A 25,624-nucleotide genomic window follows, 5' to 3' on the forward strand; every position below is an offset into this window, starting at 1 on the left:
ACCTGGCTAAGCCTTTGATTTTACATGGCTAAGCTAGTGAACCATGAAATAGCGATTAGATTCGTTTTTGGCGAATCAGACCCAAGATAAGCAAGAGACAAGAAAGGCTCAAAATAGGCGCATTTCCCCAAATCACATAAGGGGTTGTGCCTGAGTAGGCTTGAATCTTGAGGCTAAGTACACCTTGGGTAAATTCGCCTAACTGAGACAAGATCTTGCCGTCTGGCCCAAGCGCTGCCGTAATACCCGTATTTGTGGCGCGTAGAGCTGGCAGTCCAGTCTCCAGGGAGCGCAGCTGCGATAGACGTAATTGTTGCGCTGGTGCTTGGGAATCCCCAAACCAGGCCAAATTAGTCATATTAATCAACAGGTTGACGGGTTTAGTGCTTCGATGAATTCGGGAGGCCAATTCCCCGCCAAAGACATCTTCATAGCAAATAGTGATCGCCGCCTGAATAGCATCTTTACCTGGGCGAACAATACTGAAAGGGGCTTGATCTAATCTGCCACGGGCAAAGTCACTCATGGGGACATGGAAGGCATTCACAAACCAATGAAATCCAGGTGGAATAAATTCCCCAAAAGGCACCAAGTGAGACTTGTCATATTGATAACTTGGCGTACCGGGAGAAAGTCCAAGGGCGCGGTTGGTGTATTTCACTTCGGTGGAGTCGTGCGACTCCCCAATGACACCAAGCAATACATTGCTGGAGGTATTCGTGGAAAACTGTTGGAGAGATCCCAGTAAACCATTGGGAAGATTGCTCTGGGGCCAAGGGTAAGCAGTCTCTGGAGTAATGATGAGATCGGCCGATTGGCTCTCAATGGCATTGGTATAAAAACTAAATTGTTCTTCAATAGCTTTGGGGTTGAACTTCAGGCTTTGCTCAAAATTCCCCTGAATTAAACGAACGCTGAGTGGCTCGCCAATCGGTTTTGTGAAAGTCCAAAAGCCCGCGAGTTGCGCAAGTACGACAGCGGAAATAATGCAGGCAGAACTAAAGACAATATTTTTTCTTAGCTGCGTAATCTCCCAAGAAATCCACACCGCTAAAAATGTGCAGGCTAGGCCCCCGAAGAATGGTGCCGCTGGTGCGAATGGACCATTGAATTGCGCTTCAGCAAATCCCATCCAAGGAAAGCCAGTGAGTACTACGCTACGGAGGTATTCAATGAGCACCCAAGAGGCTGCTAGCACTAGACCTGTTAGATATTTTCGTCTACGCAGGCAAAGGGAAAGTGAGGCGCTAGAGAAAAATAAAGCCATACCAGCGGCTAGTAAAAATACCGCTAAGCAAGAAACCACAGCATGCATTCCACCTATGTCATGCAGGCTAATGTAGATCCACCATAGACCCAGAACGAAGTAACCTAGGCCAAATGCCATTCCAGAAATAAATTGATTTTTAATGGAGGGAATGGATTGCCGACCCATTCGCCACCAAATTAAACTCAAGATGGGGATTTGTATCCAGCCACCATGGGGTAGTTCTGCAGCAGCAGCCAGCAATGCCCCTAGAAAAAATAGCGCCAATAAATTGACGCCATTGCTTAGTCTTGTTGATTGCCGATCAATCAAAGTAATTCTCAGGAAGATTTTTTCGGGAGTTGTCGCGCAAGCAGGATGTGAATCTGTCTTGGGTCAGCACGCTGAACCTCAAATTCAATTCCGTTGATCTCAATTAACTCACCCATCTTTGGCACTCGGCCAAGATGCTGAATGACTAAGCCTGCAACCGTTTCAATATCGTCATCATGGAATTGGGTGCCTAGCGTCTCGTTAAATTGCTCGAGCTCAGTGATGCCTTTAACCCGGATATCACCATTGTCTAAAGAGATGAGGTTATCTGCCTCTTCATCAATATCATGCTCATCTTCAATATCGCCAACAATTTGTTCTAGTACATCTTCAATCGTAATTACACCTGCAACGCCGCTGTATTCATCTACAACAATCGCTAAGTGATTGCGGTTGTCTTTGAAGTCACGCAGCAAAACGCTTAAACGTTTAGATTCTGGAATAAATACTGCGGGGCGAAGCCAGTCACGCACTTGAAAATCTTTTTCAGTCGAGTGGCGCAATAAATCTTTTGCTAGCAAGGTGCCAATGACGTTGTCACGGCTACCCTCAAATACAGGAAAGCGGGAGTGAGCGGCAGTAATCACGCTCTTGATAATTTCTGACAGGGGTTGATTGATATCAATCCAGTCAATCTGGGCTCTAGGAATCAAAATATCACGAGCAGACAATTGACCCACTTGGAATACGCCCTCAATCATGGAGAGGGCATCTGCATCAATTAAGCCTTCTGTTTGGGCTTCTCTGAGGGTATCAATCAGTTCTTGACGACGCTCTGTTGGGCTGGTTGGCTGTGGCGTTAAAAAATCGGCCAAGCGTTCTAAAAGGGATTTATTGGGGTCAGGCATATAGCAAGAATATCGTAGAAATAAGTAAATTCAATGAAGGAAGTCGTAAAGATGCTTTAAATAGGTGCGTAGGGATTGGCAAATCCTAAAGATTTCAGGAGGATGATTTCCTTGCCTTCCATCTTTTTTGCATCTTTATCGTTCTCATGGTCAAGGCCTTGAGCATGCAGGCAGCCATGAATAATCAGGTGAGCCAAATGGGCCTTAACAGCTTTGCTTTGGTCGAATGCCTCTTTTTGAATTACAGGAAGACAAAAAATAATATCGGCAGCTAAAGTTTTTTTGCTGAGTTCGTATGGGAAGGTGAGCACATTAGTCGCATAGTCTTTACTGCGAAAAGCAAAGTTCAGTTTTTTACCTTCAGCCGCATTAACAAAGCGCAGAGTGATGAGCCCGTTCAATTGAACTGCTGATTTCACCCATTTTTTAATTACTCCTAAAGATGCAATCGCAAGAACTTTATCTTCAATAGCGGCGCTAGCAAATTGAATATCGATCTCTAATTTAGAGGGGGGTGCTTGCTTAGTTGTCATCTTAATGGGCATGAGTGAGGGTGGATTCACTAATCAGATCACCTCGAAGGGTGTAGTTCAGTACTTCGGTAATGCGGATATCTACCATTTGGCCGATGAGTAATTCAATATCGTGATCTGGCGCAGTAAAGTGAATTACGCGATTGTTGGCGGCGCGACCTTGTAAGTTCACGCCATCCTTTGCAAGCCCTTCAACAAGTACTCGCTCGGTATTGCCCAGCATATTTTTGCTAATCTGATTTGCTTGTGATTCCACTAGAGCAAGCAGTGTTTGCAGGCGCTTGAGTTTGACCTCATAAGGAGTGTCATCACTCAGATTCGCCGCGGGAGTGCCAGGCCGTGCGCTGAAGATAAAGCAAAAGCTGTTATCAAAATTGAGCTCTTCAACCATCTTGAGTAACTTTGCAAAGTCTTCAGCGGTCTCGCCCGGAAACCCAACAATAAAGTCACTAGACAGCGTCAGATCGGGTCTCACAGCACGCATCTTACGGATAATGCTTTTGTATTCTAGGGCGGTATAGCCGCGTTTCATTGCGGATAAAACAGAGTCTGATGCATGCTGCACTGGCAAATGCAAATGACTTACTAGCTTAGGAACTTTTGCATAGACATCAATTAAGCGCTGGGTAAATTCTTTTGGGTGACTAGTAGTAAAGCGAATTCTTTCTACACCGGGGATTTCGGCGATGTATTCGATGAGCAAAGCAAAGTCTGCGATCTCTTCTGTATCACCCATCTTGCCAAGGTAAGCATTCACATTCTGACCAAGCAAGACAATTTCTTTGACGCCTTGAGCTGCAAGACCAGCCACTTCGGTCAAAACATCATCAAAAGGGCGCGACACTTCTTCGCCCCGAGTGTAAGGAACTACGCAGTAGCTGCAGTACTTTGAGCAGCCTTCCATGATGGAGACGTAAGCAGAGCCTCGAGTTTGACGAGAGGCAGGGAGGTGATCAAACTTTTCAATTTCTGGAAAAGAGATGTCTACCTGAGATCGGCCGGTCTCGCGACGTTGTGCAATGAGGTCAGATAGGCGATGTAAGGTTTGCGGTCCGAAGACAACATCGACATACGGTGCTCTACTGATAATTTGTTGACCCTCTTGGCTGGCAACGCAGCCACCCACGCCAATCAATAAATTGGGTTTGGTTTTCTTAAGCTCGCGTAAGCGACCTAAGTCAGAGAACACCTTGTCTTCTGCCTTTTCACGAATAGAGCAGGTGTTCAACAGAACCACATCTGCATCTTCGGGGGTGTCAGTCATGACCATGCCTTCATCGGCATGTAAGAGGTCGGCCATCTTGCCCGAGTCGTACTCGTTCATTTGACAGCCAAAGGTTTTGATATAGAGCTTTTTCATATGCCGTTCTCAGGTTTATAGCTGGGGGCGAAGCTCAGATTTTACGGGATAAGGCGTTTAGAGCAGACGTAGAGCCAGAATCGCAACAATGGTGGGTGGAATAGCGGCTAAAAACAGCAATCCTGCAGAAACTGCTGCATTGGGGAAGTAGCTGCGCAAAATAGCTAGTCCAGCGGGGTTGGGGGCATTGGCAATCACGGTTAAACCGCCGCCTGCCACTGCTCCACCCACTAAAGCCAGCTTAAATTCTGGTGAAGTGCCTTGTACTAGTGATCCCAGATACGTGAGCGCCGCATTGTCGGTAATTGCTGTTAGGGCCAGACTGCCATAGAAAACTGCAGTAGGGCTCATGGTTTCGAGGATTGGTTGTAGCCACCAGCCTTGCAGTCCGCCTAGCACTACGAGTCCAGCTAAGAAGAATCCCACTAGCAAAGCTTCGCGCAAAATGAGTGGGCTTTGATGTTTTGGGTAAGCAGTTGTATAGCCAATGAAAAATAGCAAGAGCCACATGAAGATCACTGGGTCGTGCGCGAAGGCCACAATGCCCAATAAAAAGAGTAAATGAATTGCTGTAATAGCTAGCGGAATGCGAACCTGATCAGATTTGCTTGTAGGTTCAATGAGTTGCTTATGAAAGAGCAGCGTTGCAATCGTTGCATTAATAAAAATAGCAATAGTTGCTTCATGCCCAAAGTTGGCAAACATGAATGCGCTATCCCAACCCCAGGTTGAGGCCACCATCAGCACCGGTGGTGCAGCGAAATTAGTTAGCGTGCCACCAATCGAGATGTTGACGAACAACACACCTAGGGTGCCAAACAAAAGTGGGGTGGAGCATTTATGGCGATAGACCAGGTCTCGCAATAAGAATGCCGCCAGTGTCATTGCTGCAGGCTCAGTAATGAGTGAGCCTAGCAAGGGGGTGATGCTGAGGGTTAGGAAATACAGTGTTGGAGCTTGCTTAGTGCGCAATACCAATTGCAATCCTTGGCCCAGCTTGTGAAGAATTTGCATAGCGAAATGCAAAATAGGTTTGCTACCCGCTACAACCATAATGGCAAAAACAAATAGCGGTTCTGTGAAGTTGCGCTTGTTCGCGTACTCTTTTGCTGTGGCGAGATCATTGGCAAGCCACATAAAAATAATCAGTATTGCCGCCCAAAATCCAAAGACGATTTCTACCTCACCCAGTAGGTGCCACAAACCAGCATGTCTCGGAGATTTTTTAGCAAGCGTTTCAAAATACGCAGTGCAAAAAGTATGCAGCACTGCTATGGCAAAAATAATACTTGCACCAAGCTCTGTAGGGGTAAAGTTCATGCAGACATATTATCAGGACAAGCCTGCCAGAATAGGCATAAAGCTAATTTGGTAGAAGTGTTAGTAATTTAGGAGATTTTGATGAAATTGAAATTAGGCTATCAAGAGTTAATTGCAAATGCGATGGCGCAAATTGAGACCGTTCCATTGGAGCAAGCGCAAAAACTCCTAGATGATGAAAACACGATTTTCGTGGATATTCGGGATGTGAGGGAGTTGGAGCGTGATGGCATGATTCCCAATGCAATTCATGCGCCTCGTGGCATGCTGGAGTTTTGGGTTGATCCAGATAGCCCTTATTACAAGCCGGTTTTCGGAGAGGGTAAGCGTTTAGTGCTCTATTGCGCATCCGCTTGGCGCTCCGCTCTAGCAACAGAAACCCTACAAAAGATGGGGGTTCCGGGGATTTGTCATCTAGAGGGCGGCTTTAGTGCTTGGAAAAAGGCTGAATTGCCCGTAGCGGAGAAGCATTCAAAGCCACACCCTGGATAAATTTCAGACTACATAGATCTTGAAATACATTAAATAGCCCCCAATTACTGGGGGTTATGTTCATTCATTAAGAGGGAAGAGGGAATACGCATGTCTGTAGCCAGTAAGGAAACATTAGGCTTTCAAGCCGAGGTAAAGCAACTTTTACAACTGATGATTCATTCCTTGTATTCCAACAAGGAAATCTTTCTCCGTGAGTTGATCTCTAATGCGTCTGATGCTTCAGACAAACTCCGTTTTGAGGGAATCGAGCATCCTGATTGGTATGGCGATGATCCTGATCTGAAGATCAAAGTCAGTTTTGATAAGGATGCGAGAACCGTCACTATTTCCGATAATGGCATTGGTATGAGTCGTGAAGAAGTGATTTCCAACCTAGGAACTATCGCTCGCTCTGGTACAAAAGAATTTTTCTCCAAACTATCCGGCGATCAACAAAAAGACGCCGCATTGATTGGCCAGTTTGGCGTAGGCTTTTATTCAGCCTTTATCGTAGCTGACCGTATTACCGTTGAGACCCGCCGAGCTGGCCTGCCAGCGACAGATGGCGTGCGTTGGGAGTCTGATGGCTCTGGCGAATTTACGGTGGAAAGTATTGATCGTCCACAGCGCGGGACTTCGATCACGATGCATCTTCGCGAAGGTGAGGATGATTTCCTCTCAACCCACAAACTCAAATCAATTATTCGCAAATATTCTGACCACATTTCTTTACCTATTCAGATGAATAAAGAAGAGTGGGATGCGGATAAAAAAGAGCAAGCCATCAAAGATGAGCTCGAGAGTATTAATCAGTCGAGCGCTTTGTGGGCTCGCTCTAAGTCTGAAATCACTGAAGAGCAGTACGACGAGTTTTATAAACACTTGTCACATGACTATGAAAATCCTCTTTGCTACTCGCTAAATCGAGTTGAGGGTCGTAGTGAGTTTACGCAACTGTTATATGTGCCGGCACGTGCACCATTTGATTTATGGGATCGCAATAAGCGGGGTGGCATCAAGTTGTATGTGAAGCGGGTATTCATCATGGATGATGCCGAGCAATTAATGCCAATGTATTTGCGTTTTGTTACTGGCGTGATTGATTCAACGGATCTACCTCTAAACGTCTCCCGTGAAATCCTGCAGGAATCACGCGATGTCAAAATCATCCGTGAAAGCTCTACTAAGCGTGTGCTGAGCATGTTGGAGGAGCTGGCGAATAGTGATGATGAGGCCAAAAAAGAAAAATACCGCACCTTCTGGACTCAGTTTGGGCAGGTGCTTAAAGAGGGTGTTGGCGAGGATCAGGCAAATCAAGAGCGCATCTTAAAGCTCTTGCGTTTTGCAAGTACGCACACTGACTCTGCGGATCAAACCGCTTCCTTGGCTGAATATGTTTCTCGCATGAAAGAAGGTCAGGATAAGATTTACTACGTGACTGGCGATACTTTTAATGCCGCTAAAAATAGCCCGCATTTAGAAATCTTCCGTAAGAAGGGTGTTGAAGTCTTATTACTGTCAGATCGAGTGGATGAGTGGATGCTCTCCTTCTTTACCGAGTTTGATGGCAAGCATATGACCTCGGTGGCAAAGGGCGGACTTGATCTTGGCAATCTCAGTGATGAGAAAGAAAAGAAAGAGCATGAAGAAACTGAGAAGAATTTCAAGGATTTGCTCGATCGCATGAAAACGGCACTAGAGGATAAGGTTAAAGAGGTGCGCGTGACCTTCCGCTTGACGGATTCCCCGGCATGTTTGGTTTCCGATGAGAATGAGCTCTCTGGAAATTTATTGCGCATGCTCAAGGCTGCGGGTCAACAAGCGCCTGATACCAAGCCTATCTTGGAAATCAATCCCGAGCACCCTTTGCTGCAAAAATTGAAGTCAGACGATCAGCATTTTAATGAGTGGGCTCAAGTCTTATTTGATCAAGCCCTCTTGGCTGAGGGTGGTCAATTGAATGATCCAGCTGCTTATGTGAAGCGCATTAATCAGCTTTTGCTTTCTTAATCTTTCAGAGCCTAAAAGAAAACCCCGACCTGTGTTATGCAAGTCGGGGTTTTTGTTTTGCTGTAACTAGAACTAAGTCTAGTTTATAAAGCTATCCAGAAATTACTGAGGAGCTTTAGCTGGTTGGTTATTTTTTCCAGCGTTGTAACCAGAGTTGTACTCAGAAGCCTGCTCTTTTTTGTAAGCGTCGTATACATAACCAGATGCTGCACCAACTGCTGCGCCACCAACTGCACCCCAGATTGGGTTGCCGTGGAAAATGGCTGTGCCAACTGCACCAGCGGCTGCGCCGATACCGGCACCAGATAAAGTGCGCTGTTCTGTATTGCTCATGTTGGAGCAACCTGCGATTGCTAGGGTTGCAGCGGTAATAGCGATAATTTTTTTCATATCAACTGTTCCTTTTGTCTTTAAATATTGAATTGGCTAAGTGTCTTTGATTATTTTCTGGCGCAAGGAAAGCGTGCTGCCAAGAAGCCCAAGAAAACACCTGCTGCTGGTTTGTCAGCAGTCTGTTGATTAGATTGGCCAAACTTTACAAACTCAGCAATCACTTCATCACGTGACGGCGCTGGTTGCTTGACACAAATGTAAGGCTTAGCGCGCTGTGGATGGCGTGTAGCTAAATAAGTATCGTAAATAGCTGTTGTGTAGCCTACACAAAAGCTACGGGATTCTGGGCTTGAGGGAAATTTACAGACATTTACAAGCTCTTGCGTGCTGAGTACTTGAACTTTCTCTTGTGCCTGTACTAAGCCAGAAAATGCGCCTAAAGCGGCCAATAGAACTAAAACTTTTTTCATGGGTTCTCCCTTGGGTGTATGTAAATTTGATGATAAACCATATCAAGCGCATTAAATTGCACTAAATGAGTGCATTTATGCCCAAATTCGGTCTTTGCATTCCCCATAATGATGCAAAAAACATAGGGGGTATTTCAGTGGAAACTTTGAAATCAGGCAGCGACGCCTTATTTATTTTGCTCGGCGCCATCATGGTTCTAGCAATGCATGCGGGGTTTGCATTTTTAGAGCTTGGCACTGTTCGCAAAAAGAACCAAGTCAACGCTTTGGTCAAAATTTTGGTCGACTTTGCAGTGTCAACTATCGCTTATTTCTTTATTGGCTACAGCATTGCCTACGGCGTCGATTTTTTCTCTGGCGCTGAGCTATTAGCCGAGAAAAATGGCTATGAGTTGGTCAAATTCTTTTTCTTGCTGACTTTTGCTGCTGCTATTCCGGCCATCATCTCTGGTGGTATTGCTGAGCGCGCCAAATTCAACCCTCAGTTAATTGCTACTTTTATTCTGGTCGGCTTCATCTACCCCTTCTTCGAGGGTATTGCCTGGAATCAGCATTACGGTATCCAAGCATGGATCAAATCGCTTACTGGTGAAGAGTTTCATGACTTCGCGGGATCCGTTGTAGTGCACGCGGTTGGTGGTTGGATCGCATTGCCTGCAGTCATTCTTTTGGGTGCGCGTCGTGGTCGCTATACGAAAGATGGCAACGTTGCCGCTCATCCACCATCAAGCATTCCGTTCTTGGCGTTGGGTGCTTGGATTTTGGCGGTAGGTTGGTTTGGATTTAACGTCATGAGTGCGCAGACTATCGATAAGGTCAGCGGCTTGGTGGCGATGAATTCTTTGATGGCGATGGTTGGCGGCACTTTGGCTGCCTGGGTCATCGGTCGCAACGATCCGGGCTTTACCTATAACGGCCCTTTAGCTGGCTTGGTTGCGGTTTGTGCGGGGTCAGATTTAATGCACCCTATGGGCGCCTTAGCGGTTGGCTTAATTGCTGGCGCTCTCTTTGTGTATATGTTTACCTTGGTGCAAAACCGCTGGAAGATTGATGATGTATTGGGTGTGTGGCCTTTGCATGGTCTATGCGGTTTATGGGGTGGACTGGCTGCGGGTATCTTTGGTACCAAGGCGCTCGGCGGTATTGGTGGCGTAACTTTCTTGGGTCAGTTAATTGGAAGTGGCTTGGGAGTTGCTATCGCGCTTGTTAGTGGCTTTGTGGTCTATGGATTGCTTAAGGCTGTTTTAGGTATCCGCATGTCACAAGAGGAAGAGTTTGAAGGTGCTGATTTGAGTATTCACCGGATTTCCTCTACTCCTGATCGTGAGCCTAACTGGTAGGCTTTATTAAATATAGCCATTACCTATAATGGGTCATGGCTATATTTGAACTAGATGGAAATGCGCCCCGCTTAGATGAGGGTGCCTGGGTTGCCGATAGCGCAGAAGTTATCGGCAGGGTCGAGCTACATAAAAATGCGAGCGTATGGCCCAAGGTAGTTATCCGTGGCGATAACGATCTGATTCAAATTGGCGAGGGCAGTAATGTGCAAGACGCTTCAATTTTGCACACAGACCCTGGCTACCCACTCATCATTGGCAAGAATGTCACCGTTGGTCACCAAGTCATGCTGCATGGTTGTCATGTCGGCGATGGCAGCTTGATTGGTATTGGCGCTGTAATTTTGAATGGCGCCAAAATCGGCAAGAACTGTTTAGTAGGTGCTGGCGCATTAGTTACCGAGGGTAAAGAATTTCCAGATGGATCCATGATTTTGGGTTCACCTGCCAAGGCAGTGAAGACGCTAAGCCCAGAGCAGATTGCTGGCATTGAAGATATTGCCGGTCGCTATGTCAAAAATGCACAGCGCTACCAGCAGACTCTGAAGAAAATTGCTTGATCTAAAAAAGCGCCCCTAAATTGTTCTACGTCTTCAATGTTGTCTTTCCAGTATTCGCGCTGATTCTCATTGGCTATGTTTGCGGAAGATCGGGGAAGTTAGGCGAAAGCGCATCTATAGAATTAAATCGCTTTGTAGTGTGGCTCGCCTTACCTACGCAGTTATTTCAATTTGCCTCTAGTAGTAGTTGGCAAACACTTTGGCAGCCAGGCTTTATTGCCGCTTTTTTTCTGAGTTGCTTGGCAGTATTTATTCTTGTGTTGGTAGTTAGTTGGTTGCGCAATCGAGATTTAGTGGCTGCAAGTTTTTCGGGCTTGAGTGCGTCTTACTCCAATACGGGATATATGGGTATTCCGCTCTGTGTTCTAGCGCTCGGTCAGGATGGTTTTGCGCCAGCAATCATTTCTACTTTTATTGTATTTGTGATGTTCGCTATAGCAACTATTCTGATTGAGGTTGGCATGCAGTCTCACAAAAAATCTCATGAAATTATTTGGAACGTGTTGAAGTCACTGTGCACCAATCCATTGCTAGTTGCGCCTGTGGCAGGCTTGTTATGGGCATCTACGGATTTGGTTTTGTATGATCCATTAGCACAAATCATTTCTTTCTTGGCTGCAGCTGCAACTCCTTGCGCATTAGTTTCTATTGGACTTTTTTTGATGCAAAAGGAAAAGTCAGTGCCGCAAGAGGCTTGGGGCATTAGTTTTGCAAAATTGATTATTCAGCCTCTGGTTGCCTGGTTGATAGCTGGGCCAATCTTGGGTTTACCTGCGTTGTGGGTAAGTGCAGTGGTAATGCTGGCAGCGCTTCCCACTGGTACGGGGCCATTTATGCTGGCGCAGTACTACAGCGCAGATGGCAGAATAATTTCTCGAGTGGTGCTTTTAACCACAATCGGTTCTTTGCTAACGCTGTCTTTATTCTTGTGGTGGAGCAAGGGGGTTTGATCCCTCAGCATCGATTTGATTTTCCCAAGAAGCATTAATAAACGCTGGTAGCTTCATGCACTCATTAAATATCTTCATTACAGTTGGATAAGCTTCCATAGTCATCTTTGCGCTGAGTGCATTAAAGATTTGTGGTACCAAGCAGATATCAATTAAGCCCGGTTGATCCCCGTAGGCAAAGAGGCCTTCTCTCGTGCCCGTGCTTAATTGCCTCTCTAGACTCTCTAAACCTAAAGTCATCCAATGTTGACTCCAAATATCTTTTGCCTCTGTGCTCACACCTAAAGTTTTCATGAGATAGCGCAACACTCTTAAATTATTTAGCGGGTGAATTTCAATCGCAATATCCATTGCTACTGCACGTACCCAGGCACGATCAATTGCAGACTGAGGTAGTAGTGGCGGATTTGTTTGAATCTCATCGAGGTATTCAATGATGGCCAGAGATTGATGAATGGTGTGAGTACCATCGATATACAGAGGTACTAAGCGATTAGGATTTTTCTTGGCATAGTCCAAAGAAGATTGTTCGCCGCCACTCTTTAGGAGGTGCACAGGAATCACTTCGTAATCAAGCCCTTTTAAGTTCAGTGCAATGCGCACCCGAAAGGCTGCTGAGCTGCGCCAAAAACTATAAAGCTGGGTTTTCATAAAAGATTCCTTAGTGGCATTCCCCTCAGTATATTGAGGACTTCATTGATTGGCTGGTGGCGGTGATTTAGACTAGACACCATGGATCAAATTAATTTCTGGATTGGCATCATTGCCACCATCGCATTTGCGGTAACGGGCGTTCTCGCTATTGCTGATCGAGGCGTGGATCTTTTTGGTGTGCTGGTGTTGGGGGTGATTACTGCCATTGGTGGTGGAACTCTGCGTGACATTATTTTGGAAGTACCGGCATTTTGGTCGATTGCGCAAATTTATATTTGGGTTGCGCTAGGTGCATGCATTGTTACTTTCGTAGCCGAATCTTTTTTTACGCAACCCCAGATTTATCGCTGGATGCTCTACATCGACGGCCTGGGAGCGGCACTATTTGGAATTCAGGGGGCTGACAAGGCTTGGAACTTGGGATTCGGGTTGCCAGTAGCACCAGTAATCTTGGGAGTGGTTACTGCGATTGGTGGCGGCTTGTTGCGCGATATCTTGGCGGGTAGAAAAACCTTACTCATGTCACATGAGCTTTATGCAATCCCGGTGACTTTGGGTTGCTGTATTTACATTTTGATTTTGAATTTCTTTCCCGAGTTCACGCTCGAGGGGTCGGTGATTTGTATGCTCGCTATTTTTGGATTACGCGCAGCTGCCATTTACTGGGATCTGCGCGTACCCAAATTATTTATTACTAAAACGCGCTAACGGCACCATCACTCCGCGGATCCCAGCCACCATGTAGCGTGCCAGATGGATCGCGAATAATGCAGCCCGCATGTCCAACAGTTTCATCAAAGGCATCTAGCATTTCAATTTCATGGCCTAAGGCATAGAGTTCTTTTGCCACCCATGGGCTAAAGCGTGACTCTAGCTTTAAGCTGTCGCTAGTTTGCCCCCAGGTTCTGCCCAAGAGCCAGCGTGGTCGACTAATAGCATCTTGTGGATCAAGTCCATAGGTTGCTGTGCGAGTGAAGACTGCGCACTGCGTTTGAGGTTGTCCATCGCCACCCATCGTGCCGTACACCATAGACCGACCATCTTTAAATAAAGCCATTGCAGGATTTAATGTATGGAATGGTTTGCGATAGGGCTCAAGGTGATTGAGTGTCTTCGGATCAAGCGAGAAGCTACAGCCTCGGTTCTGCCAGTTCACGCCAGACTTGGGTAGAACAATCCCGGCGCCAAACTCGTGATAAATACTTTGAATGAATGAAACGCAATTTCCATTGCCATCAATCACGCCCATCCAAATCGTATCGGCTGGTCCTTTACCTTGACCCCAAGGCAAAGCTTTTTGAGGATCAATGTTCTTTGCCAACTTCTTTAAGAAAGCAGGGGATAAGAAAGACTGCGCATTTCTTTTCATGTAAGCGGGATCAGTCACATATTTATCCCTGACCATGAAGGCTTGCTTGGTAGCCTCAACACAGTGGTGAACATATTCAGCGCTATCGACTTTGAAGCGCTTGAGATTGAGTTGATCCAATATGCCGATGATCATCAAGGACACTACACCCTGGGTTGGCGGTGTCATGTTGTACACATTGCCCATACTGTGTTTCAGCTCAAGTGGGTCAATGAGTTTTGCTTGGTGACGATGTAGATCTCCGATTCTGAGTGGACTGCCGATATCGGTGAGTTCTTGTGCAATGAGCTCAGCCAAGTCGCCACGGTAGTAATCTTCCGTTCCTTTGCGAGAAATTTGGCGCAAGGTTTTTGCAAGACGCTCTTGTTTAAAGATGCTCCCCACTTCAGGCGCCTTTCCATCCACTAAGAATGTTTCTGCAAAACCTGGGATATCCATTAGCTCGCTACGCTTTTTGGCAGTGAGGCTCGATTGGCTAAATGTCACGGGTACGCCGGCTTCAGCATAGTGAATAGCATCGGCTAGTAAGCGAGATAAAGGAAGCTTTCCGTCTAAACCTTGTTTTGAAAGCTGTTGTGCTGCACCCCAGCCAGAAATAGTGCCCGCAACTGTATTGGCTGCAACGGCACCTCTGAAAGGAATGGCGGAGCTAATGCCACGTTCGGCGTACCATTGTTTGGTTGCCAGGCCAGCCGCCGCCCCGCAGGCATCAATCCCACCCATTGCTTTACCGGGGGAATGAATTACCCAAAAGGAGTCGCCACCAATGGAATTCATATGCGGATAGACAACGGCGATGGTTGCAGCAGCAGCGATCATTGCCTCTAAGGCATTCCCGCCTTCACGCAGTACCGCTAATGCTGATTCAGATGCGAGTGAGTGGGGCGCTACTGCCATCCCTCGAATTCCCCATTTTTGTTGCATGGTTATTAGTTCCAAATAATGAATATGTGATGTTGCTCGATGTTTCTATTAGACGCTAGGCTAATAAATGTTGCTTTATCACCTCTAGTTTGCGGTTTTCTCGGGAAAACCCCGATCCGATTTGATGAGGAATTACCCTAAGTAGTGGATTTCTTTGAATTTTTTCAAAGCATAATCGCCTAGTTGTTTTTTATTTCAATAAAAATAGTTAGGAGCTACTGATGTCAACATCAACTAAAGCAGCCCCAATGACCGCTGAAGAACGCAAAGTTATTTTTGCTTCCTCTTTAGGTACGGTTTTTGAGTGGTACGACTTTTATCTTTACGGTTCATTGGCCGCCGTTATCGCCAAGCAGTTCTTCTCAGGCTTAGATGCAGGCTCTGCTTTCATTTTCGCATTGCTTGCGTTCGCAGCCGGTTTTATCGTTCGCCCATTCGGCGCTTTGGTATTCGGTCGCTTAGGCGATTTGATCGGTCGTAAATACACCTTCTTGGTGACGATCCTATTGATGGGTGGTGCAACATTCATCGTAGGTATTCTGCCTAACTACGCCACAATCGGTGTTGCTGCTCCTGTGATCTTGATCGCATTGCGTATGCTTCAAGGTTTGGCATTGGGCGGTGAGTACGGTGGTGCTGCAACTTACGTTGCTGAGCATGCTCCTCACGGTCGTCGTGGTGCATACACAGCTTGGATTCAGACAACAGCTACTCTTGGCTTGTTCTTGTCCTTGTTAGTGATTTTGTTCACACGTGAATTCACTGGCGCAGACTTTGACGTTTGGGGCTGGCGTGTTCCGTTCATCGTTTCTATCGCTTTGTTAGCTGTTTCTGTTTGGATCCGTTTATCAATGAACGAATCTCCAGCTTTCAAGAAGATGAAAGATGAAGGCAAATTGTCTAAAGCTCCTTTGACAGAGTCATTCGGTCAATGGAAGAACTTGAAGATTGTTATCTTGGCATTGTTTGGTCTGGTTGCAGGTCAAGCGGTGGTTTGGTACACAGGTCAGTTCTACGCTTTGTTCTACCTCACACAAGTGTTGAAGGTAGATGCTAAGACTGCGAACTTGTTGATTGCTGCTTCATTGGTAATCGGCACACCATTCTTCGTTGTATTCGGTAGCTTGTCAGACAAGATCGGCCGTAAGGTCATCATCATGGGTGGCTTGTTATTGGCTGTTATTACATACATTCCAAATACACCAGTTTCCGTATTTAATGCTTTGACCCACTTTGCTAACCCAGCATTGGAAAAAGCAATGGCAGCTTCACCAGCAACTATTACTGCTGATGTGAATGAATGTACATTCCAGTTCAACCCAACAGGTACAGCTAAGTTCACAAGTTCTTGCGATATCGCAAAACAAGTGATGGCTTCCAACTCTGCTAGCTATAGCACTGTTGCTGGTCCTGCTGGCGGTGTGGCTGTTGTGAAGATTGGTGATACAGAAATCACTGGTTACTCTGCAAAAGGCTTGGCACCTGCTGATGCAAAAGCAAAAGATGCTGAGTTCAAGAAGGCCATCCGTGAAGCATTGAATGCTGCAGGTTACCCAGCTAAAGCAAATCCAGCTGAGATTAACTATGTAGCTGTATTGCTCTTGTTGGTTTACTTGGTGCTTTTGGTAACTATGGTTTATGGTCCAATCGCAGCGATGTTAGTTGAGATGTTCCCAACTCGCATTCGTTACACATCTATGTCCTTGCCATACCACATTGGTAACGGTTGGTTCGGTGGCTTGTTGCCAACGATCTCCTTCGCCTTGGTAGCGCAAAACGGTAACATTTACTACGGTCTCTGGTACCCAATCATCATCGCTGCGATGACATTGGTAATCGGTGTACTGTTTGTTAAAGAAACTAAAGACGTAGATATCTACGCTAAAGACTAAGCTTTACTAGTCTGTTTCAAAAACTAAACCCGACCACTAAGTGGTCGGGTTTTTTTATTGTCTGAATGAACTCAAGGATTAACCCACAAGATTAATCCCAAAGATTTTTCTGATTGCCGCGATTAAAGAGGGCTAGATTTTGATCGGCGATAGATGTGATTCTTTGACCTGGCAGCACTTGGATTTCAGCGCCTGCTGAAAGTGCGCCAGTTTGATTTACGCGTAGGTACCACCCACTAAAGCCCGACTGCAACATGGCTTTGGCTGCGCCTTTGTAGCCCATCTTGGCATTGAACTTAAAGCATGGCTCTCGTAGCTTGACCACGGTAAATTGAAGATCGCCAATTTGCATTTGATCCCCAACAAATATTTCGGTTTCAAGTAAACCTTCGATAGTGAAGTTTTCACCGAATGCGCCCAAGGGGAGCTCAACTGATTTTTTAGTTTCTCGACTGAGCAGTTCATTCCAAAAAGCGTAGTGCTCTATTGGGTAGACGTAAATTGCTTTCTCTATTCCGCCGTGTACCGATGGATCCGCTTGCTCATCGCCTACAGCTCCCAGTCGAGTGATTTCCACGGGCGCGGGGGAGGCAAGAGTGCTAACAGCTTGCTTGTTAATTGCCGAAGCTACTGTTGAGTAGTTTGGGTGATGAGACCCAAACAGTGGCATTACTTTGCCGGTAGATATGGAGAGAAGTCGCATAGGTGTAGATGACTGATAAGATGAAATGGTCGAACTAAGAAAGTAAATGATGCATCTTTATAGATTATTGGTGGTAGCAATTCTTTGTGCGCTTGCCAGCCCAACTGCATTTGCTAAGTGGGATGAGGAGCGGGATGTCACCACCAATGGTAAAGATGAACTGGTTTACTACTTTAAGACCAATGAACAAGGGCAAAAGCTGGTTTTAGATAAGTACGTTAAGCGCCTGATTTTTATTCAGCCTGACCGCCTATATAAACGGACTATTCGCTTTATTAAGGTCGATGGGCAGCCTATCGAAGTGATGAGCGACCCCTTTTCCCGCTTTCCCGAGCAGACAGCCATTATTTTTGAAAACAAGGATGAGGTTCTGAAAAAGCTCTTCCTAGCCAAGAAAATCGAGGTTTTTGTCCGCTATAACCGTGATGAGGCCGTGAGCGTCTTTGTGATTAAGTAGCTCGAGCCCCTTTGGTTTAGACAGAAGGCGTCTGATCATTTACAATTACGAGTTCGGCGAATTAGCTCAGCTGGTTAGAGCGACGGAATCATAATCCGCAGGTCCGGGGTTCAAATCCCTGATTCGCCACCACTTCTCTCTAAGCCCTTGTTTCCTATGAAGCAGGGGCTTTTTTCTTGAGGAAAAGACCAAGGTGTTGCACAAAGGTGGGGCACAAAAGGTCATGGCTGCTAATTATTTAAGCAAATCTCGTCACGGAACGACTTATTTCTTCAAAAGACGCATTCCGAGGAACATTTTTTCATCGTGCAAGCAAAATCTCGCTATAACCAGTAAGTCAGTGCTGACTATCAGCCTTCGCACTTCGGATCTTAAGGAAGCGAGGATTCGGGCGCGTTGGCTGGCGGTTCAAAGTGACTGGTTTTTTCAACGGTTAAAACAAGGAGATTACATGTTAGAAAAGAAAATTGAAGCAGAGGGTTTTAGGTTTAATTACGGCTTGAGGTGTGAGTTTGATGATGAAACAAGGGTGATGAAGGCTTTTACGATTGACACTGAACCTGGCAATCAGGGCGATTATGTTGCGGGTCAGGCTGCATTAGAGGCGATTTTAGGAGCCCCCGCAAGCGCTCCCAAGAGGTTGGTTGGTCAAGGTAAGGCTTCGTCTGGCCCAAACTTAAAGGAGGGGGCTGAGGACTATCTGAGTGAGATTGCGGTAAAGCTCAGCACCAAGCGAGCTTATAGATCAAAAATTGACCATTTAATTAGCTTTTTCAGTGCTGAAAAGGCGGTTTTAGATGTGGATCAAATGGCTCTTGTAGAGTATTCAAAATGGGCTAAAAAAGATATTCCCAATGCAAATACCTCAAATCAGTACGTTAAAGGAGCTAGCACTTTTCTAAATTGGGTCCGAGTGCGCTGTGGTCATTCTGCGCTTACAACAAGAACGCTTACTCAAAAAAGAGTTTTTGCCCCCTACAAGGATCGAGATTGTTTCTCTATGGATCAAATGAAGGTTATGTTTGCTCACGCTATGCAATACCGCGAATCATGTCCAGCGAAGTATTGGATTATTTTGATTATGGCTTTTACGGGGGCGCGATTGGAGGAAATTTGCCAGATAAATCTTAAGCATGATCTGAAAAGCTCTCGGGACGGTATTTGGTACTTTGATTTAAATGAGCGTCCAGAGGATGATGGCTTTTCCAAAAAGTCATTAAAGAAGGTTTCTACCGAAAGGGTTGTTGCGATTCATTCGGCTCTCATTGAGCGGGGCTTTATTGGGTATCTGAATGCTGAAATTGCAAAAGGCTTTATTCGACCATTTGAATCATGCTGGCCCCCACTCATAAATCGAGAGGCTGGGGATTACAAATGGAATCACCATGTCTCTAAATGGGGTTCAAAGCAAATGAGGCTAATAAGATCAAAATTTAGCGATAAAGCGAGTAAGGCGACGTTTTTTCATAGCATGAGACACACCTTCTCGACAATCTTGGCAAATAACGGAGTTAGCGAGGAAATTAGATCTGCAATACAGGGTCAAGTGGCAGGTAGCGGTGTTAATGGAGGCACTTACACAAAGAGCCGTCTAGATCCGGCTCAATCGTCAAAAGTTATAGAGCAACACCTTACGCAATATGTTGATATGCTGGTAGAGTTGGAAGTTGCCACTCAAGTCTGATGTATGAATATATCCGAGGTGCTTATGCCTCAATGTAGCCCCATTTAACGGCTGAGACTATTCCCCAATTGCCTTTCTGATTTGGTCTTCTCCATTTCGCCACATCCATTGTCTTGAGGTATTGCAGGGCATCTTCAAACTCTGTAAAAGCAATTTCATTTGATTTCTCGCCTACAGAGAATTTTCCTGATGTACTTCTTTTATTAGCGGGACTAAAAAATGATCCATCTTTTGCGAATGGAACTTTAATTCGCTTTCTTGGTTTTGCGGTTTTGTTATCAAAGTCAAATAGCTTTGCAACCTTAATGCCGAAAGCATCCGCTAATACTTGGACAGCATCAATAGTGATATTAGCTACCCCTCGCTCTATTTGACTCATGTAGGAGCGGGAGTAGCCCACTTTGTCCGCAAAGGCTTCTTGTGAAATCCCTGCGCTCTGACGCAGAGTTCTGACTCTGTAACCTACTAATAGTCGAATATTGGGGTTTTTCACCCGCCAATACTGGGCCTCTGTATACTAATTAACCACGCACTAATTACAACATTTAGGGGCAAATTTTATGAACTCAATTAAGTTTCTTAAAGTAGTATTTGCTCTTTTTATGTCGTTAGCGATAGTGGGTTGTGGAAAATCGTCAGAAAAGAAGACCCCAATCACTCAACAAATTAGCGACTCAGAAATCGCTGAACGTAAAAGAATTTTTGAGGAAAGAGCCGAAAGGCTTGATGCAGAGTTAAATGCCGCTTCACCTCAAGTATTGGCAAGCTTATTTGAGAGTTGTAAGTCAATCGTGTTGAACTATGCGAGATCAACTACCAACTATGGTGTTTTTATGGTGGACCAATACAGTGCTGATATCTATCAAGCTGAGGCGCACTTTAATGGTGGTCGATATGTAAGCACGCAAGAACGTGTAAAGATATTCTTAGATGCAAGGAAGGGTGGGGGAAAAAATCTTGAATATATGCTCCCACTTAGTTATACGGTAACGATTTCAAGTCCAACGAAAGTATGGGAAAAATTAAAGTGCAAGATTGAACCGGGATTGGCGCTTGAAATCGATCGGTAATTAAGGTTTCGCTAAGTGCCTAAGCTATTTACTTTAGTAAGTCTTGGCTTAAAGTAACCTTTGCACTTGCCCCAAAGACCATCTTCCGCCCATTGGCGCTTTTATATCCAAATCATTTAACTTCTCAACCATAGCTCTACGGGTGAGACCTTGTACTAAGAAACCGTCTAGTACAGGTTTTAAACGATCTCTAAAGCGCTTGGCAGCTTCCTGCCTCTCCTCAGTATTTCGCTTGAGATTGGCTGGTCCTGTAGCGCCCAAAATTACTCCTCGAGCTTTGGCTGCTGCTAATGCTTTCTTGGTGCGTTCGCTGATCTGATCTCGCTCCCATTCACTCATCACTGCATGCATCTGAATCATGACTTTATTAGCATGGGGCATATCTACGGCTAAGAAATCGACACCTGTTTCCAGTAAGCCTGAAACAAAGTGAACATTTCGGGCAAGTCGATCCAGTTTTGCAATTAACAGTACTGCCCCTTGCCTCTTACACGCCTCAAGCGCCAAACGAAGCTGAGGGCGACGATCTAATGCATTTGCCCCTTTTCCAGTCTCAATCTCGACGTACTCGCATATGACGCTTTTAGAGCTTCCCAGTAGATACGCATTTACAGAGCTACGTTGGGCATCTAACCCAAGACCTGAGATACCTTGTTTTTGAGTGCTAACTCGGTAGTACGTTACGTATTGTTGTTCTTTCATGCTTTTTCTCCTTTTGTATCTGTCCCAGGGCGTTCGCCCTATATGTATACAAACTTTAGAAGAACCCCATGGCAAAGCCAAGGAGAGGGTGGAATATGTTGTTTTGGCGAGGATTGAGATTATTCGGTAATTTTCCCCTGCAAAGGACGGCTCGCTTGTGAACATCAAAAAGTATTGGATGGGAGTCATCCGAAATTACAGAGAAGTCCTAGAAAAAATAGCTTGGGGCGAAAGTAATGTCTTCCTCGTTTCGCTAAGAATTTGAGCAATCCTTATAGAGGCGGATTGACTAAAAAAGGCAAATATAAAAAATATTTTCAAAATCGACCATAAATTAGTCGCTGCCTCACTAAACTTATTTCATGAGAGCACACATTACAGACAAGACCCATATTGCGCCAATGATTGAGTGCGGTATCACCAGTCCCTGCAAACGAAGCGCGATAGAGGAATATCGGGATTGCAGATTCCGGGCAGAAATCGATTCGATAGGAATAAAAATACGCACTCTAAAGCCCACAAACTTTTACACGGTGCGAAATCGCCTAGAAGCCCCCTATGTAGAGACTTTTGATGAAGGCAGTGGTGGGGCGGCTTCAGAGTTTCATATCAAATTCTATAGCCTCAAAAATTGGCAAGAGATTGATCGAGCCTTAGAGAAGTTGACTCATGATCATCCCTTGGCTGGTCCTGTCGAGGTAACGAGTATAGAAATCGCCCTTGATACCTATAGCAAGCTTCATGATCGAGAGGCTTTGGTAATGATGGTGGCAAAGTTTTACTGTGGGCTAACTAAACCTATCTCGGTAAATCAGCGCATTACCCCGGGCGAAAAATATAGCGCCAAAGCTATTCCATCGTTTGCAATACTACTCAGAAAGATCCGAGCTGGTGAAAACATCTATATCGGCAACAAAGATCCCAAGGAAGATTTGGATAACCCCCAAAGCTGGATGATGCAGCACTTCTATTTGAAGCAAACTGATCGAAAGATGCCTTTGCCAGTTCATGAGCAACGGGCGCGGGTAGAAATCACTCTCAAGGGCATCGCTTTGCCACATAAGTTTCTTGATGAGTGGAGGTCGCATCAATTTACAGAAGAGGGCGAATATTTCAAGTTTCGAAAGCCCAAGACCGATTTAACTTGCCTGGAGAAAATAGTTTTTATCGCTAAAAGCCAGTATGGAGCCAAGAAGCAGAAAAGAAGCGGGCCCAAGAGGACGATCTACTCTCCCTTGACCTTGGCGGATATTCCTTTGAACAATAAAGCCTACGATGCCTTGAGAAATCTCACCAATCGATTAAAGGGAGGGCGCTAAGTACAAAACAAATTTTTCGGTAATTGAATTTCGCTAAGTACTTGATGTGTTTAGAAAACTTATTGAAACTCTAATAACTACACATACCGAATTTATTTAATACAACATAAAGAGATAAGGGGTTATAGAAAGAAGAGAGAGGGAGTAGGAGAAGAGATCAAAGAGAAAGTAAGGGGTGATAGTAGGAAGTTGATGAGGAGCTTGCAGAGTGCTTAAAGAGCCCCAAAGAGAGGTCAGAAATAAAGTGCTAAATAAATTCTCTAACTATAAGCTAACTATAAGACCAAACAGGGCTTTTGTCTTATAGTTTTCGACGAGTGAAAAAGCTTTTAAGGCCATATATATATTGGCTTTGAAGGGAAATTTGATACGTAATTTATGAGGCTAAATTCGAAATCGAAACCTTATACTAGCGTGTCGAGAAAACCTGGATGAAATTACGGTAATCGATTGACTGGATACGGCCACAAAGAGTCTCTCAAAAATACCCTTTTTGAGCCCTCTAAGTTGATGTTATTAATTAAGCGTAATTCCGAATAGAGTTTGTTGGGTTTTTGGAACAACTAAGGCTATTATTAGGATTCTTATAACTAATTCATACATCGGAATCTGGTAATGGGTAAATATCTCTTCGTTCTATTTTTTGCTGTTCTATCGGGCTGTGCAATTCAAACTCCCCCGGTTGAGCAAAAAGAAGCCCCGCAATCACTTCAATCTCAAAAAGCAGCGCAGCAGGCAGTTAAAGATCAGGCACCCTCTACACCAACCCTAAAGCGAAAAATTGCTCTTGGGCGGATTACGAATGAAACTGTTTATGGGCGTTCGCTATTAAGAGATGAATATAACGACCCATTAGGCAAGCAAGTAACGGACATGATGAGTAAGGTTCTTACAGAAAGTGGAGCCTATTTAGTTTTTGAAAGACCGGATATTGCTAGGGTCAAAAATGATGTCGCTATGAGCGGTGGTAAGTTAAATATTATTGGTGTGGATACGTTGATCGTTGGCTCTCTTACCGAGTTTGGCCGCAAAACTGTAGGTGAATCTGGTTTCGTGTCACAAAGTAAGCGTCAGGTTGCTTTTGCTAAGGTTGACATTAGACTGGTCGACACTAAAAATGGCCAAGTATATTTTGCAGCCTCTGGTGCAGGAGAAGCATCTACTGAAACTGCCTCCACTTTTGGATTTGGCTCTAAAGCAGACTATGACGGCACCTTAAATGATGCAGCAATGCGTCAGGCCATTACTGATGCTGTCGCCAAAATTAGCGCTGTTGTTGATAAACAGCCATGGACAACCTTTATCCTTAAGGCAGAAGGCGGTCGAATCTTCATTGGTGGTGGAAAAAGCCAAGGCATAAAAGAAGGCATGGTTTTTAATGTTCAGAGCGCCGGTGAAAAAATTAAGTCTCCCCAAACTGGCGCAGAGATTACTCTTCCCGGTCAGAATATTGCAACAATCAGAGTGATCTCCTTATTTGGCGAGGGTGAGTTAAATGAAGGCTCTATAGCAACCATAGTGAGCGGTTCATTGGGCGGAAGAAAAATCAGTGATTTGGTAGTTCGTTATGACGGAGCAATGAAATGAAACCCATACTTAAATACCTTACCGGATTGGTTCTAGCCCTTACTTTTCTTGCCGGTTGTACGCAGTGGCCGACGGAAAAACAAAGTATCTCCGACCTTCGTCCAGGTATTTCATTTAAAGCCCAAAATACTGCGTTGCTCGACGGTAGAGTGGTGCTTGATGGATTGGATATGGGCCAAGCAAAAGACTATCAAGAGGGTGTCGCTATGATGAGAGTCTTGCCTGGTCCCCATATGCTCAACGTGAGTTTTAATGGTCAAAAACTTCTTGATGAGAAGATTTATACCAGCGATGGCGTTAATCAAACATTTTTACTTCAATAGAGATCAATATGCGACTCACGATTGCAATTGCTGGCCTCACCCTTCTTTTGCTAACTGGGTGCGTACAAAACAAATATAACTGGAACGGGTACGACAAGGGTCTTTATGAAGCATATAAAGACCCCAATCAAGTGGTGGCCTTGCAAATTAAATTGCAAGAGACTATAGATGCTCTTGAAAAAGAAAAACAGGTTGTTCCTCCTGGTCTTTATGCAGAGCTTGGTACTTTATATCTTCAAGAGGGAGATGCAGAAAAAGCAAAGAAATATTACGCAAAAGAGCGAGATGCTTGGCCTGAAAGTAAAACTTTAATGGATACCTTGATTAAGAATCTCGATAGCAGAAAGAAAGTTTTAGAAAAGAGTAAAACATGAAATATTTAATCATCGGTCTATCAGCTCTGACGCTAATTGGATGTGCAAATATTCAAAAAAAAGATATGTCGGCATTTAATACTGCCGCCCCTAGATCAATTTTAGTTGTGCCCGTCGTTAATAAGACTTTGGATGTTGATGCGCCTGTATATGTATTGACTACCTTGCCAATTCCCCTCGCGAATAAGGGCTACTATGTGTTCCCAGTCAATACAACTAAGTACATCCTTGAGCAAGAAGGCTTGTATGAGGGCGACAGAATATTAAAGATGCCGGTGCCGACTCTTGCAAAGATGTTTGGCGCCGATGCGATCCTGTACGTGACGATTAACAGATGGGATGCTCAATATGCATTTATTGCAACCACGGTAACGGTAGAATTCGATTACAAAATGGTCGCTGCAGATGGCACTGTTATTTGGGAGGAAAACAAAAAGATGGCTTACTCACCTCAAAACAGTGGCGGTGGTGGTTTAGGAGGCTTGATTGCTGCCGCTATCTCTGCAGACATTACACGGGCCGCCCCAAATTACATGCCTCTTGCTCAGTCCGCACACCAGCAGGTCTTCTTAATGGGGCCAAATCAATTGCCAGATGGTCCATACAACAAACCAGTTAAGTAATTCCTCTTATTAATATTTGTTGTGGGCGGATGCCTCTTATGGGTCTTGATTTCAACCCGTCGATGCAACACACTACTAACTGCGTAAGCGCAAGGAGTGTTGCTCATGAAACAACGACCTCGAATCTATTACACAGCCACCCAGAAGGATTTAATGTGGGAGCGCT

27 protein-coding genes and 1 tRNA gene are annotated in these 25,624 nt (G+C 45.0%); 16 read left to right on the forward strand and 12 right to left on the reverse strand.

What is annotated here, in order from left to right; translation table 11 throughout:
* Nucleotides 1-55: 55 nt before the first annotated feature.
* The 5 genes from lnt to ICN11_RS07440 are packed head-to-tail and all read right to left on the reverse strand — an operon-like array spanning nt 56 to nt 5,640.
* Complete coding sequence (gene lnt / locus ICN11_RS07420) at nt 56-1,579, reverse strand: apolipoprotein N-acyltransferase (protein ID WP_216863161.1); 1,524 nt, start codon at nt 1,577-1,579, stop codon at nt 56-58.
* Between the two features lie 8 nt (nt 1,580-1,587).
* Nucleotides 1,588-2,427, reverse strand: coding sequence for an HlyC/CorC family transporter (locus ICN11_RS07425; protein WP_216229807.1), 840 nt, complete (start codon nt 2,425-2,427; stop codon nt 1,588-1,590).
* A 56-nt stretch (nt 2,428-2,483) separates the two neighbouring features.
* Complete coding sequence (gene ybeY / locus ICN11_RS07430) at nt 2,484-2,960, reverse strand: rRNA maturation RNase YbeY (RefSeq protein ID WP_216229808.1); 477 nt, start codon at nt 2,958-2,960, stop codon at nt 2,484-2,486.
* Nucleotide 2,961: 1 nt separating this feature from the next.
* A complete protein-coding gene (miaB, locus tag ICN11_RS07435) occupies nt 2,962-4,320 on the reverse strand; it encodes a tRNA (N6-isopentenyl adenosine(37)-C2)-methylthiotransferase MiaB (protein WP_216229809.1) in 1,359 nt (452 codons plus the stop codon).
* Nucleotides 4,321-4,377: 57 nt separating this feature from the next.
* On the reverse strand, nt 4,378-5,640 hold the full coding sequence (locus ICN11_RS07440; RefSeq protein WP_216229810.1) for a putative Na+/H+ antiporter: 1,263 nt from the start codon (nt 5,638-5,640) through the stop codon (nt 4,378-4,380).
* Nucleotides 5,641-5,721: 81 nt separating this feature from the next.
* Here ICN11_RS07440 and ICN11_RS07445 point away from each other — a divergent pair, with 81 nt between their 5' ends.
* Complete coding sequence (locus ICN11_RS07445) at nt 5,722-6,132, forward strand: rhodanese-like domain-containing protein (protein WP_216229811.1); 411 nt, start codon at nt 5,722-5,724, stop codon at nt 6,130-6,132.
* Nucleotides 6,133-6,222: 90 nt separating this feature from the next.
* A complete protein-coding gene (htpG, locus tag ICN11_RS07450; protein WP_216229812.1) occupies nt 6,223-8,124 on the forward strand; it encodes a molecular chaperone HtpG in 1,902 nt (633 codons plus the stop codon).
* 102 nt (nt 8,125-8,226) lie between these two features.
* Here htpG and ICN11_RS07455 read toward each other — a convergent pair whose 3' ends face one another.
* Together ICN11_RS07455 and ICN11_RS07460 are read right to left on the reverse strand one after the other, a co-directional pair.
* Nucleotides 8,227-8,514, reverse strand: coding sequence for a glycine zipper domain-containing protein (locus tag ICN11_RS07455; RefSeq protein WP_215333930.1), 288 nt, complete (start codon nt 8,512-8,514; stop codon nt 8,227-8,229).
* Nucleotides 8,515-8,564: 50 nt separating this feature from the next.
* Nucleotides 8,565-8,927: a Rap1a/Tai family immunity protein gene (locus ICN11_RS07460; protein ID WP_216229813.1), complete on the reverse strand. Its 363-nt coding sequence runs from the start codon at nt 8,925-8,927 to the stop codon at nt 8,565-8,567.
* 137 nt (nt 8,928-9,064) lie between these two features.
* On the opposite strand from ICN11_RS07460, the gene ICN11_RS07465 reads away from it, so the two are divergent.
* Genes ICN11_RS07465 through ICN11_RS07475 form a run of 3 tightly spaced genes read left to right on the forward strand, consistent with a single transcriptional unit; the run spans nt 9,065 to nt 11,777 of the window.
* Nucleotides 9,065-10,267 (forward strand): ammonium transporter, encoded by a 1,203-nt coding sequence (locus tag ICN11_RS07465; protein ID WP_216229814.1) that lies wholly within the window; start codon nt 9,065-9,067, stop codon nt 10,265-10,267.
* A gap of 35 nt (nt 10,268-10,302) precedes the next feature.
* Nucleotides 10,303-10,827 carry a gamma carbonic anhydrase family protein gene (locus ICN11_RS07470; protein WP_216229815.1) on the forward strand — a complete coding sequence of 175 codons (525 nt, stop codon included), beginning with the start codon at nt 10,303-10,305 and terminating at the stop codon, nt 10,825-10,827.
* A gap of 20 nt (nt 10,828-10,847) precedes the next feature.
* Entirely contained in the window at nt 10,848-11,777 is a 930-nt protein-coding gene (locus ICN11_RS07475; protein ID WP_216229816.1) for an AEC family transporter, read from the forward strand.
* Here ICN11_RS07475 and maiA read toward each other — a convergent pair.
* The gene (gene maiA / locus ICN11_RS07480) at nt 11,748-12,428 is read right to left on the reverse strand and encodes a maleylacetoacetate isomerase (RefSeq protein WP_216229817.1); all 681 of its coding nucleotides are present in this window, start codon (nt 12,426-12,428) and stop codon (nt 11,748-11,750) included. The genes ICN11_RS07475 and maiA overlap by 30 nt on opposite strands.
* Before the next feature lie 81 nt (nt 12,429-12,509).
* On the opposite strand from maiA, the gene ICN11_RS07485 reads away from it, so the two are divergent.
* Nucleotides 12,510-13,139 carry a trimeric intracellular cation channel family protein gene (locus ICN11_RS07485; protein WP_216229818.1) on the forward strand — a complete coding sequence of 210 codons (630 nt, stop codon included), beginning with the start codon at nt 12,510-12,512 and terminating at the stop codon, nt 13,137-13,139.
* On the opposite strand, the gene ICN11_RS07490 is transcribed toward ICN11_RS07485, so the two are convergent.
* A complete protein-coding gene (locus tag ICN11_RS07490; protein ID WP_216229819.1) occupies nt 13,126-14,724 on the reverse strand; it encodes a gamma-glutamyltransferase family protein in 1,599 nt (532 codons plus the stop codon). The genes ICN11_RS07485 and ICN11_RS07490 overlap by 14 nt on opposite strands.
* Before the next feature lie 221 nt (nt 14,725-14,945).
* Between ICN11_RS07490 and ICN11_RS07495 the strand changes: the two genes are divergently transcribed.
* The gene (locus ICN11_RS07495; RefSeq protein ID WP_216229820.1) at nt 14,946-16,616 is read left to right on the forward strand and encodes an MFS transporter; all 1,671 of its coding nucleotides are present in this window, start codon (nt 14,946-14,948) and stop codon (nt 16,614-16,616) included.
* 91 nt (nt 16,617-16,707) lie between these two features.
* Here the strand turns inward: ICN11_RS07495 and ICN11_RS07500 are convergent, their stop codons facing one another.
* Nucleotides 16,708-17,319 carry an MOSC domain-containing protein gene (locus tag ICN11_RS07500; protein ID WP_216229821.1) on the reverse strand — a complete coding sequence of 204 codons (612 nt, stop codon included), beginning with the start codon at nt 17,317-17,319 and terminating at the stop codon, nt 16,708-16,710.
* Between the two features lie 46 nt (nt 17,320-17,365).
* On the opposite strand from ICN11_RS07500, the gene ICN11_RS07505 reads away from it, so the two are divergent.
* From ICN11_RS07505 to ICN11_RS07515, 3 genes are all read left to right on the forward strand, one after another.
* Entirely contained in the window at nt 17,366-17,776 is a 411-nt protein-coding gene (locus tag ICN11_RS07505) for a hypothetical protein (RefSeq protein ID WP_216229822.1), read from the forward strand.
* Between the two features lie 55 nt (nt 17,777-17,831).
* Nucleotides 17,832-17,908 (forward strand) — tRNA-Met (locus tag ICN11_RS07510).
* Nucleotides 17,909-17,999: 91 nt separating this feature from the next.
* Complete coding sequence (locus ICN11_RS07515; RefSeq protein WP_216229823.1) at nt 18,000-19,460, forward strand: site-specific integrase; 1,461 nt, start codon at nt 18,000-18,002, stop codon at nt 19,458-19,460.
* A 22-nt stretch (nt 19,461-19,482) separates the two neighbouring features.
* On the opposite strand, the gene ICN11_RS07520 is transcribed toward ICN11_RS07515, so the two are convergent.
* Complete coding sequence (locus ICN11_RS07520; protein ID WP_216229824.1) at nt 19,483-19,953, reverse strand: helix-turn-helix transcriptional regulator; 471 nt, start codon at nt 19,951-19,953, stop codon at nt 19,483-19,485.
* 67 nt (nt 19,954-20,020) lie between these two features.
* Here ICN11_RS07520 and ICN11_RS07525 point away from each other — a divergent pair, with 67 nt between their 5' ends.
* Nucleotides 20,021-20,530 (forward strand): hypothetical protein, encoded by a 510-nt coding sequence (locus ICN11_RS07525; protein ID WP_216229825.1) that lies wholly within the window; start codon nt 20,021-20,023, stop codon nt 20,528-20,530.
* 48 nt (nt 20,531-20,578) lie between these two features.
* Here ICN11_RS07525 and ICN11_RS07530 read toward each other — a convergent pair whose 3' ends face one another.
* Entirely contained in the window at nt 20,579-21,232 is a 654-nt protein-coding gene (locus ICN11_RS07530) for a recombinase family protein (RefSeq protein WP_216229826.1), read from the reverse strand.
* A gap of 362 nt (nt 21,233-21,594) precedes the next feature.
* On the opposite strand from ICN11_RS07530, the gene ICN11_RS07535 reads away from it, so the two are divergent.
* The 5 genes from ICN11_RS07535 to ICN11_RS07555 all read left to right on the forward strand — a co-directional run bounded on the left by ICN11_RS07535 (nt 21,595) and on the right by ICN11_RS07555 (nt 25,458).
* Nucleotides 21,595-22,551, forward strand: coding sequence for a hypothetical protein (locus tag ICN11_RS07535; protein ID WP_216229827.1), 957 nt, complete (start codon nt 21,595-21,597; stop codon nt 22,549-22,551).
* 615 nt (nt 22,552-23,166) lie between these two features.
* Complete coding sequence (locus ICN11_RS07540) at nt 23,167-24,138, forward strand: CsgG/HfaB family protein (protein ID WP_216229828.1); 972 nt, start codon at nt 23,167-23,169, stop codon at nt 24,136-24,138.
* Entirely contained in the window at nt 24,135-24,461 is a 327-nt protein-coding gene (locus ICN11_RS07545; protein WP_216229829.1) for a hypothetical protein, read from the forward strand. Before ICN11_RS07540 ends, ICN11_RS07545 begins: the two co-directional genes overlap by 4 nt.
* A gap of 8 nt (nt 24,462-24,469) precedes the next feature.
* Nucleotides 24,470-24,835, forward strand: coding sequence for a DUF4810 domain-containing protein (locus ICN11_RS07550; RefSeq protein ID WP_216863162.1), 366 nt, complete (start codon nt 24,470-24,472; stop codon nt 24,833-24,835).
* Nucleotides 24,832-25,458 carry a GNA1162 family protein gene (locus tag ICN11_RS07555; protein ID WP_216229830.1) on the forward strand — a complete coding sequence of 209 codons (627 nt, stop codon included), beginning with the start codon at nt 24,832-24,834 and terminating at the stop codon, nt 25,456-25,458. Before ICN11_RS07550 ends, ICN11_RS07555 begins: the two co-directional genes overlap by 4 nt.
* Nucleotides 25,459-25,624: the final 166 nt, after the last annotated feature.

Origin of the sequence: Polynucleobacter sp. 78F-HAINBA (assembly GCF_018882325.1) — a bacterium.
In the GTDB taxonomy this organism is placed as follows: Bacteria; Pseudomonadota; Gammaproteobacteria; order Burkholderiales; family Burkholderiaceae; genus Polynucleobacter.

Excerpts from the sequence above, each read along its gene's own strand:
- ICN11_RS07425 (WP_216229807.1), bottom strand. The coding sequence starts at position 2,427 with ATGCCTGACCCCAATAAATCCCTTTTAGAACGCTTGGCCGATTTTTTA.
- ybeY (WP_216229808.1), bottom strand. The coding sequence starts at position 2,960 with ATGACAACTAAGCAAGCACCCCCCTCTAAATTAGAGATCGATATTCAA.
- miaB (WP_216229809.1), bottom strand. The coding sequence starts at position 4,320 with ATGAAAAAGCTCTATATCAAAACCTTTGGCTGTCAAATGAACGAGTAC.
- ICN11_RS07440 (WP_216229810.1), bottom strand. The coding sequence starts at position 5,640 with ATGAACTTTACCCCTACAGAGCTTGGTGCAAGTATTATTTTTGCCATA.
- ICN11_RS07445 (WP_216229811.1), top strand. The coding sequence starts at position 5,722 with ATGAAATTGAAATTAGGCTATCAAGAGTTAATTGCAAATGCGATGGCG.
- htpG (WP_216229812.1), top strand. The coding sequence starts at position 6,223 with ATGTCTGTAGCCAGTAAGGAAACATTAGGCTTTCAAGCCGAGGTAAAG.
- ICN11_RS07455 (WP_215333930.1), bottom strand. The coding sequence starts at position 8,514 with ATGAAAAAAATTATCGCTATTACCGCTGCAACCCTAGCAATCGCAGGT.
- ICN11_RS07460 (WP_216229813.1), bottom strand. The coding sequence starts at position 8,927 with ATGAAAAAAGTTTTAGTTCTATTGGCCGCTTTAGGCGCATTTTCTGGC.
- ICN11_RS07470 (WP_216229815.1), top strand. The coding sequence starts at position 10,303 with ATGGCTATATTTGAACTAGATGGAAATGCGCCCCGCTTAGATGAGGGT.
- maiA (WP_216229817.1), bottom strand. The coding sequence starts at position 12,428 with ATGAAAACCCAGCTTTATAGTTTTTGGCGCAGCTCAGCAGCCTTTCGG.
- ICN11_RS07485 (WP_216229818.1), top strand. The coding sequence starts at position 12,510 with ATGGATCAAATTAATTTCTGGATTGGCATCATTGCCACCATCGCATTT.
- ICN11_RS07490 (WP_216229819.1), bottom strand. The coding sequence starts at position 14,724 with ATGCAACAAAAATGGGGAATTCGAGGGATGGCAGTAGCGCCCCACTCA.
- ICN11_RS07495 (WP_216229820.1), top strand. The coding sequence starts at position 14,946 with ATGTCAACATCAACTAAAGCAGCCCCAATGACCGCTGAAGAACGCAAA.
- ICN11_RS07500 (WP_216229821.1), bottom strand. The coding sequence starts at position 17,319 with ATGCGACTTCTCTCCATATCTACCGGCAAAGTAATGCCACTGTTTGGG.
- ICN11_RS07505 (WP_216229822.1), top strand. The coding sequence starts at position 17,366 with ATGATGCATCTTTATAGATTATTGGTGGTAGCAATTCTTTGTGCGCTT.
- ICN11_RS07515 (WP_216229823.1), top strand. The coding sequence starts at position 18,000 with ATGGCTGCTAATTATTTAAGCAAATCTCGTCACGGAACGACTTATTTC.
- ICN11_RS07525 (WP_216229825.1), top strand. The coding sequence starts at position 20,021 with ATGAACTCAATTAAGTTTCTTAAAGTAGTATTTGCTCTTTTTATGTCG.
- ICN11_RS07530 (WP_216229826.1), bottom strand. The coding sequence starts at position 21,232 with ATGAAAGAACAACAATACGTAACGTACTACCGAGTTAGCACTCAAAAA.
- ICN11_RS07535 (WP_216229827.1), top strand. The coding sequence starts at position 21,595 with ATGAGAGCACACATTACAGACAAGACCCATATTGCGCCAATGATTGAG.
- ICN11_RS07540 (WP_216229828.1), top strand. The coding sequence starts at position 23,167 with ATGGGTAAATATCTCTTCGTTCTATTTTTTGCTGTTCTATCGGGCTGT.
- ICN11_RS07545 (WP_216229829.1), top strand. The coding sequence starts at position 24,135 with ATGAAACCCATACTTAAATACCTTACCGGATTGGTTCTAGCCCTTACT.
- ICN11_RS07550 (WP_216863162.1), top strand. The coding sequence starts at position 24,470 with ATGCGACTCACGATTGCAATTGCTGGCCTCACCCTTCTTTTGCTAACT.
- ICN11_RS07555 (WP_216229830.1), top strand. The coding sequence starts at position 24,832 with ATGAAATATTTAATCATCGGTCTATCAGCTCTGACGCTAATTGGATGT.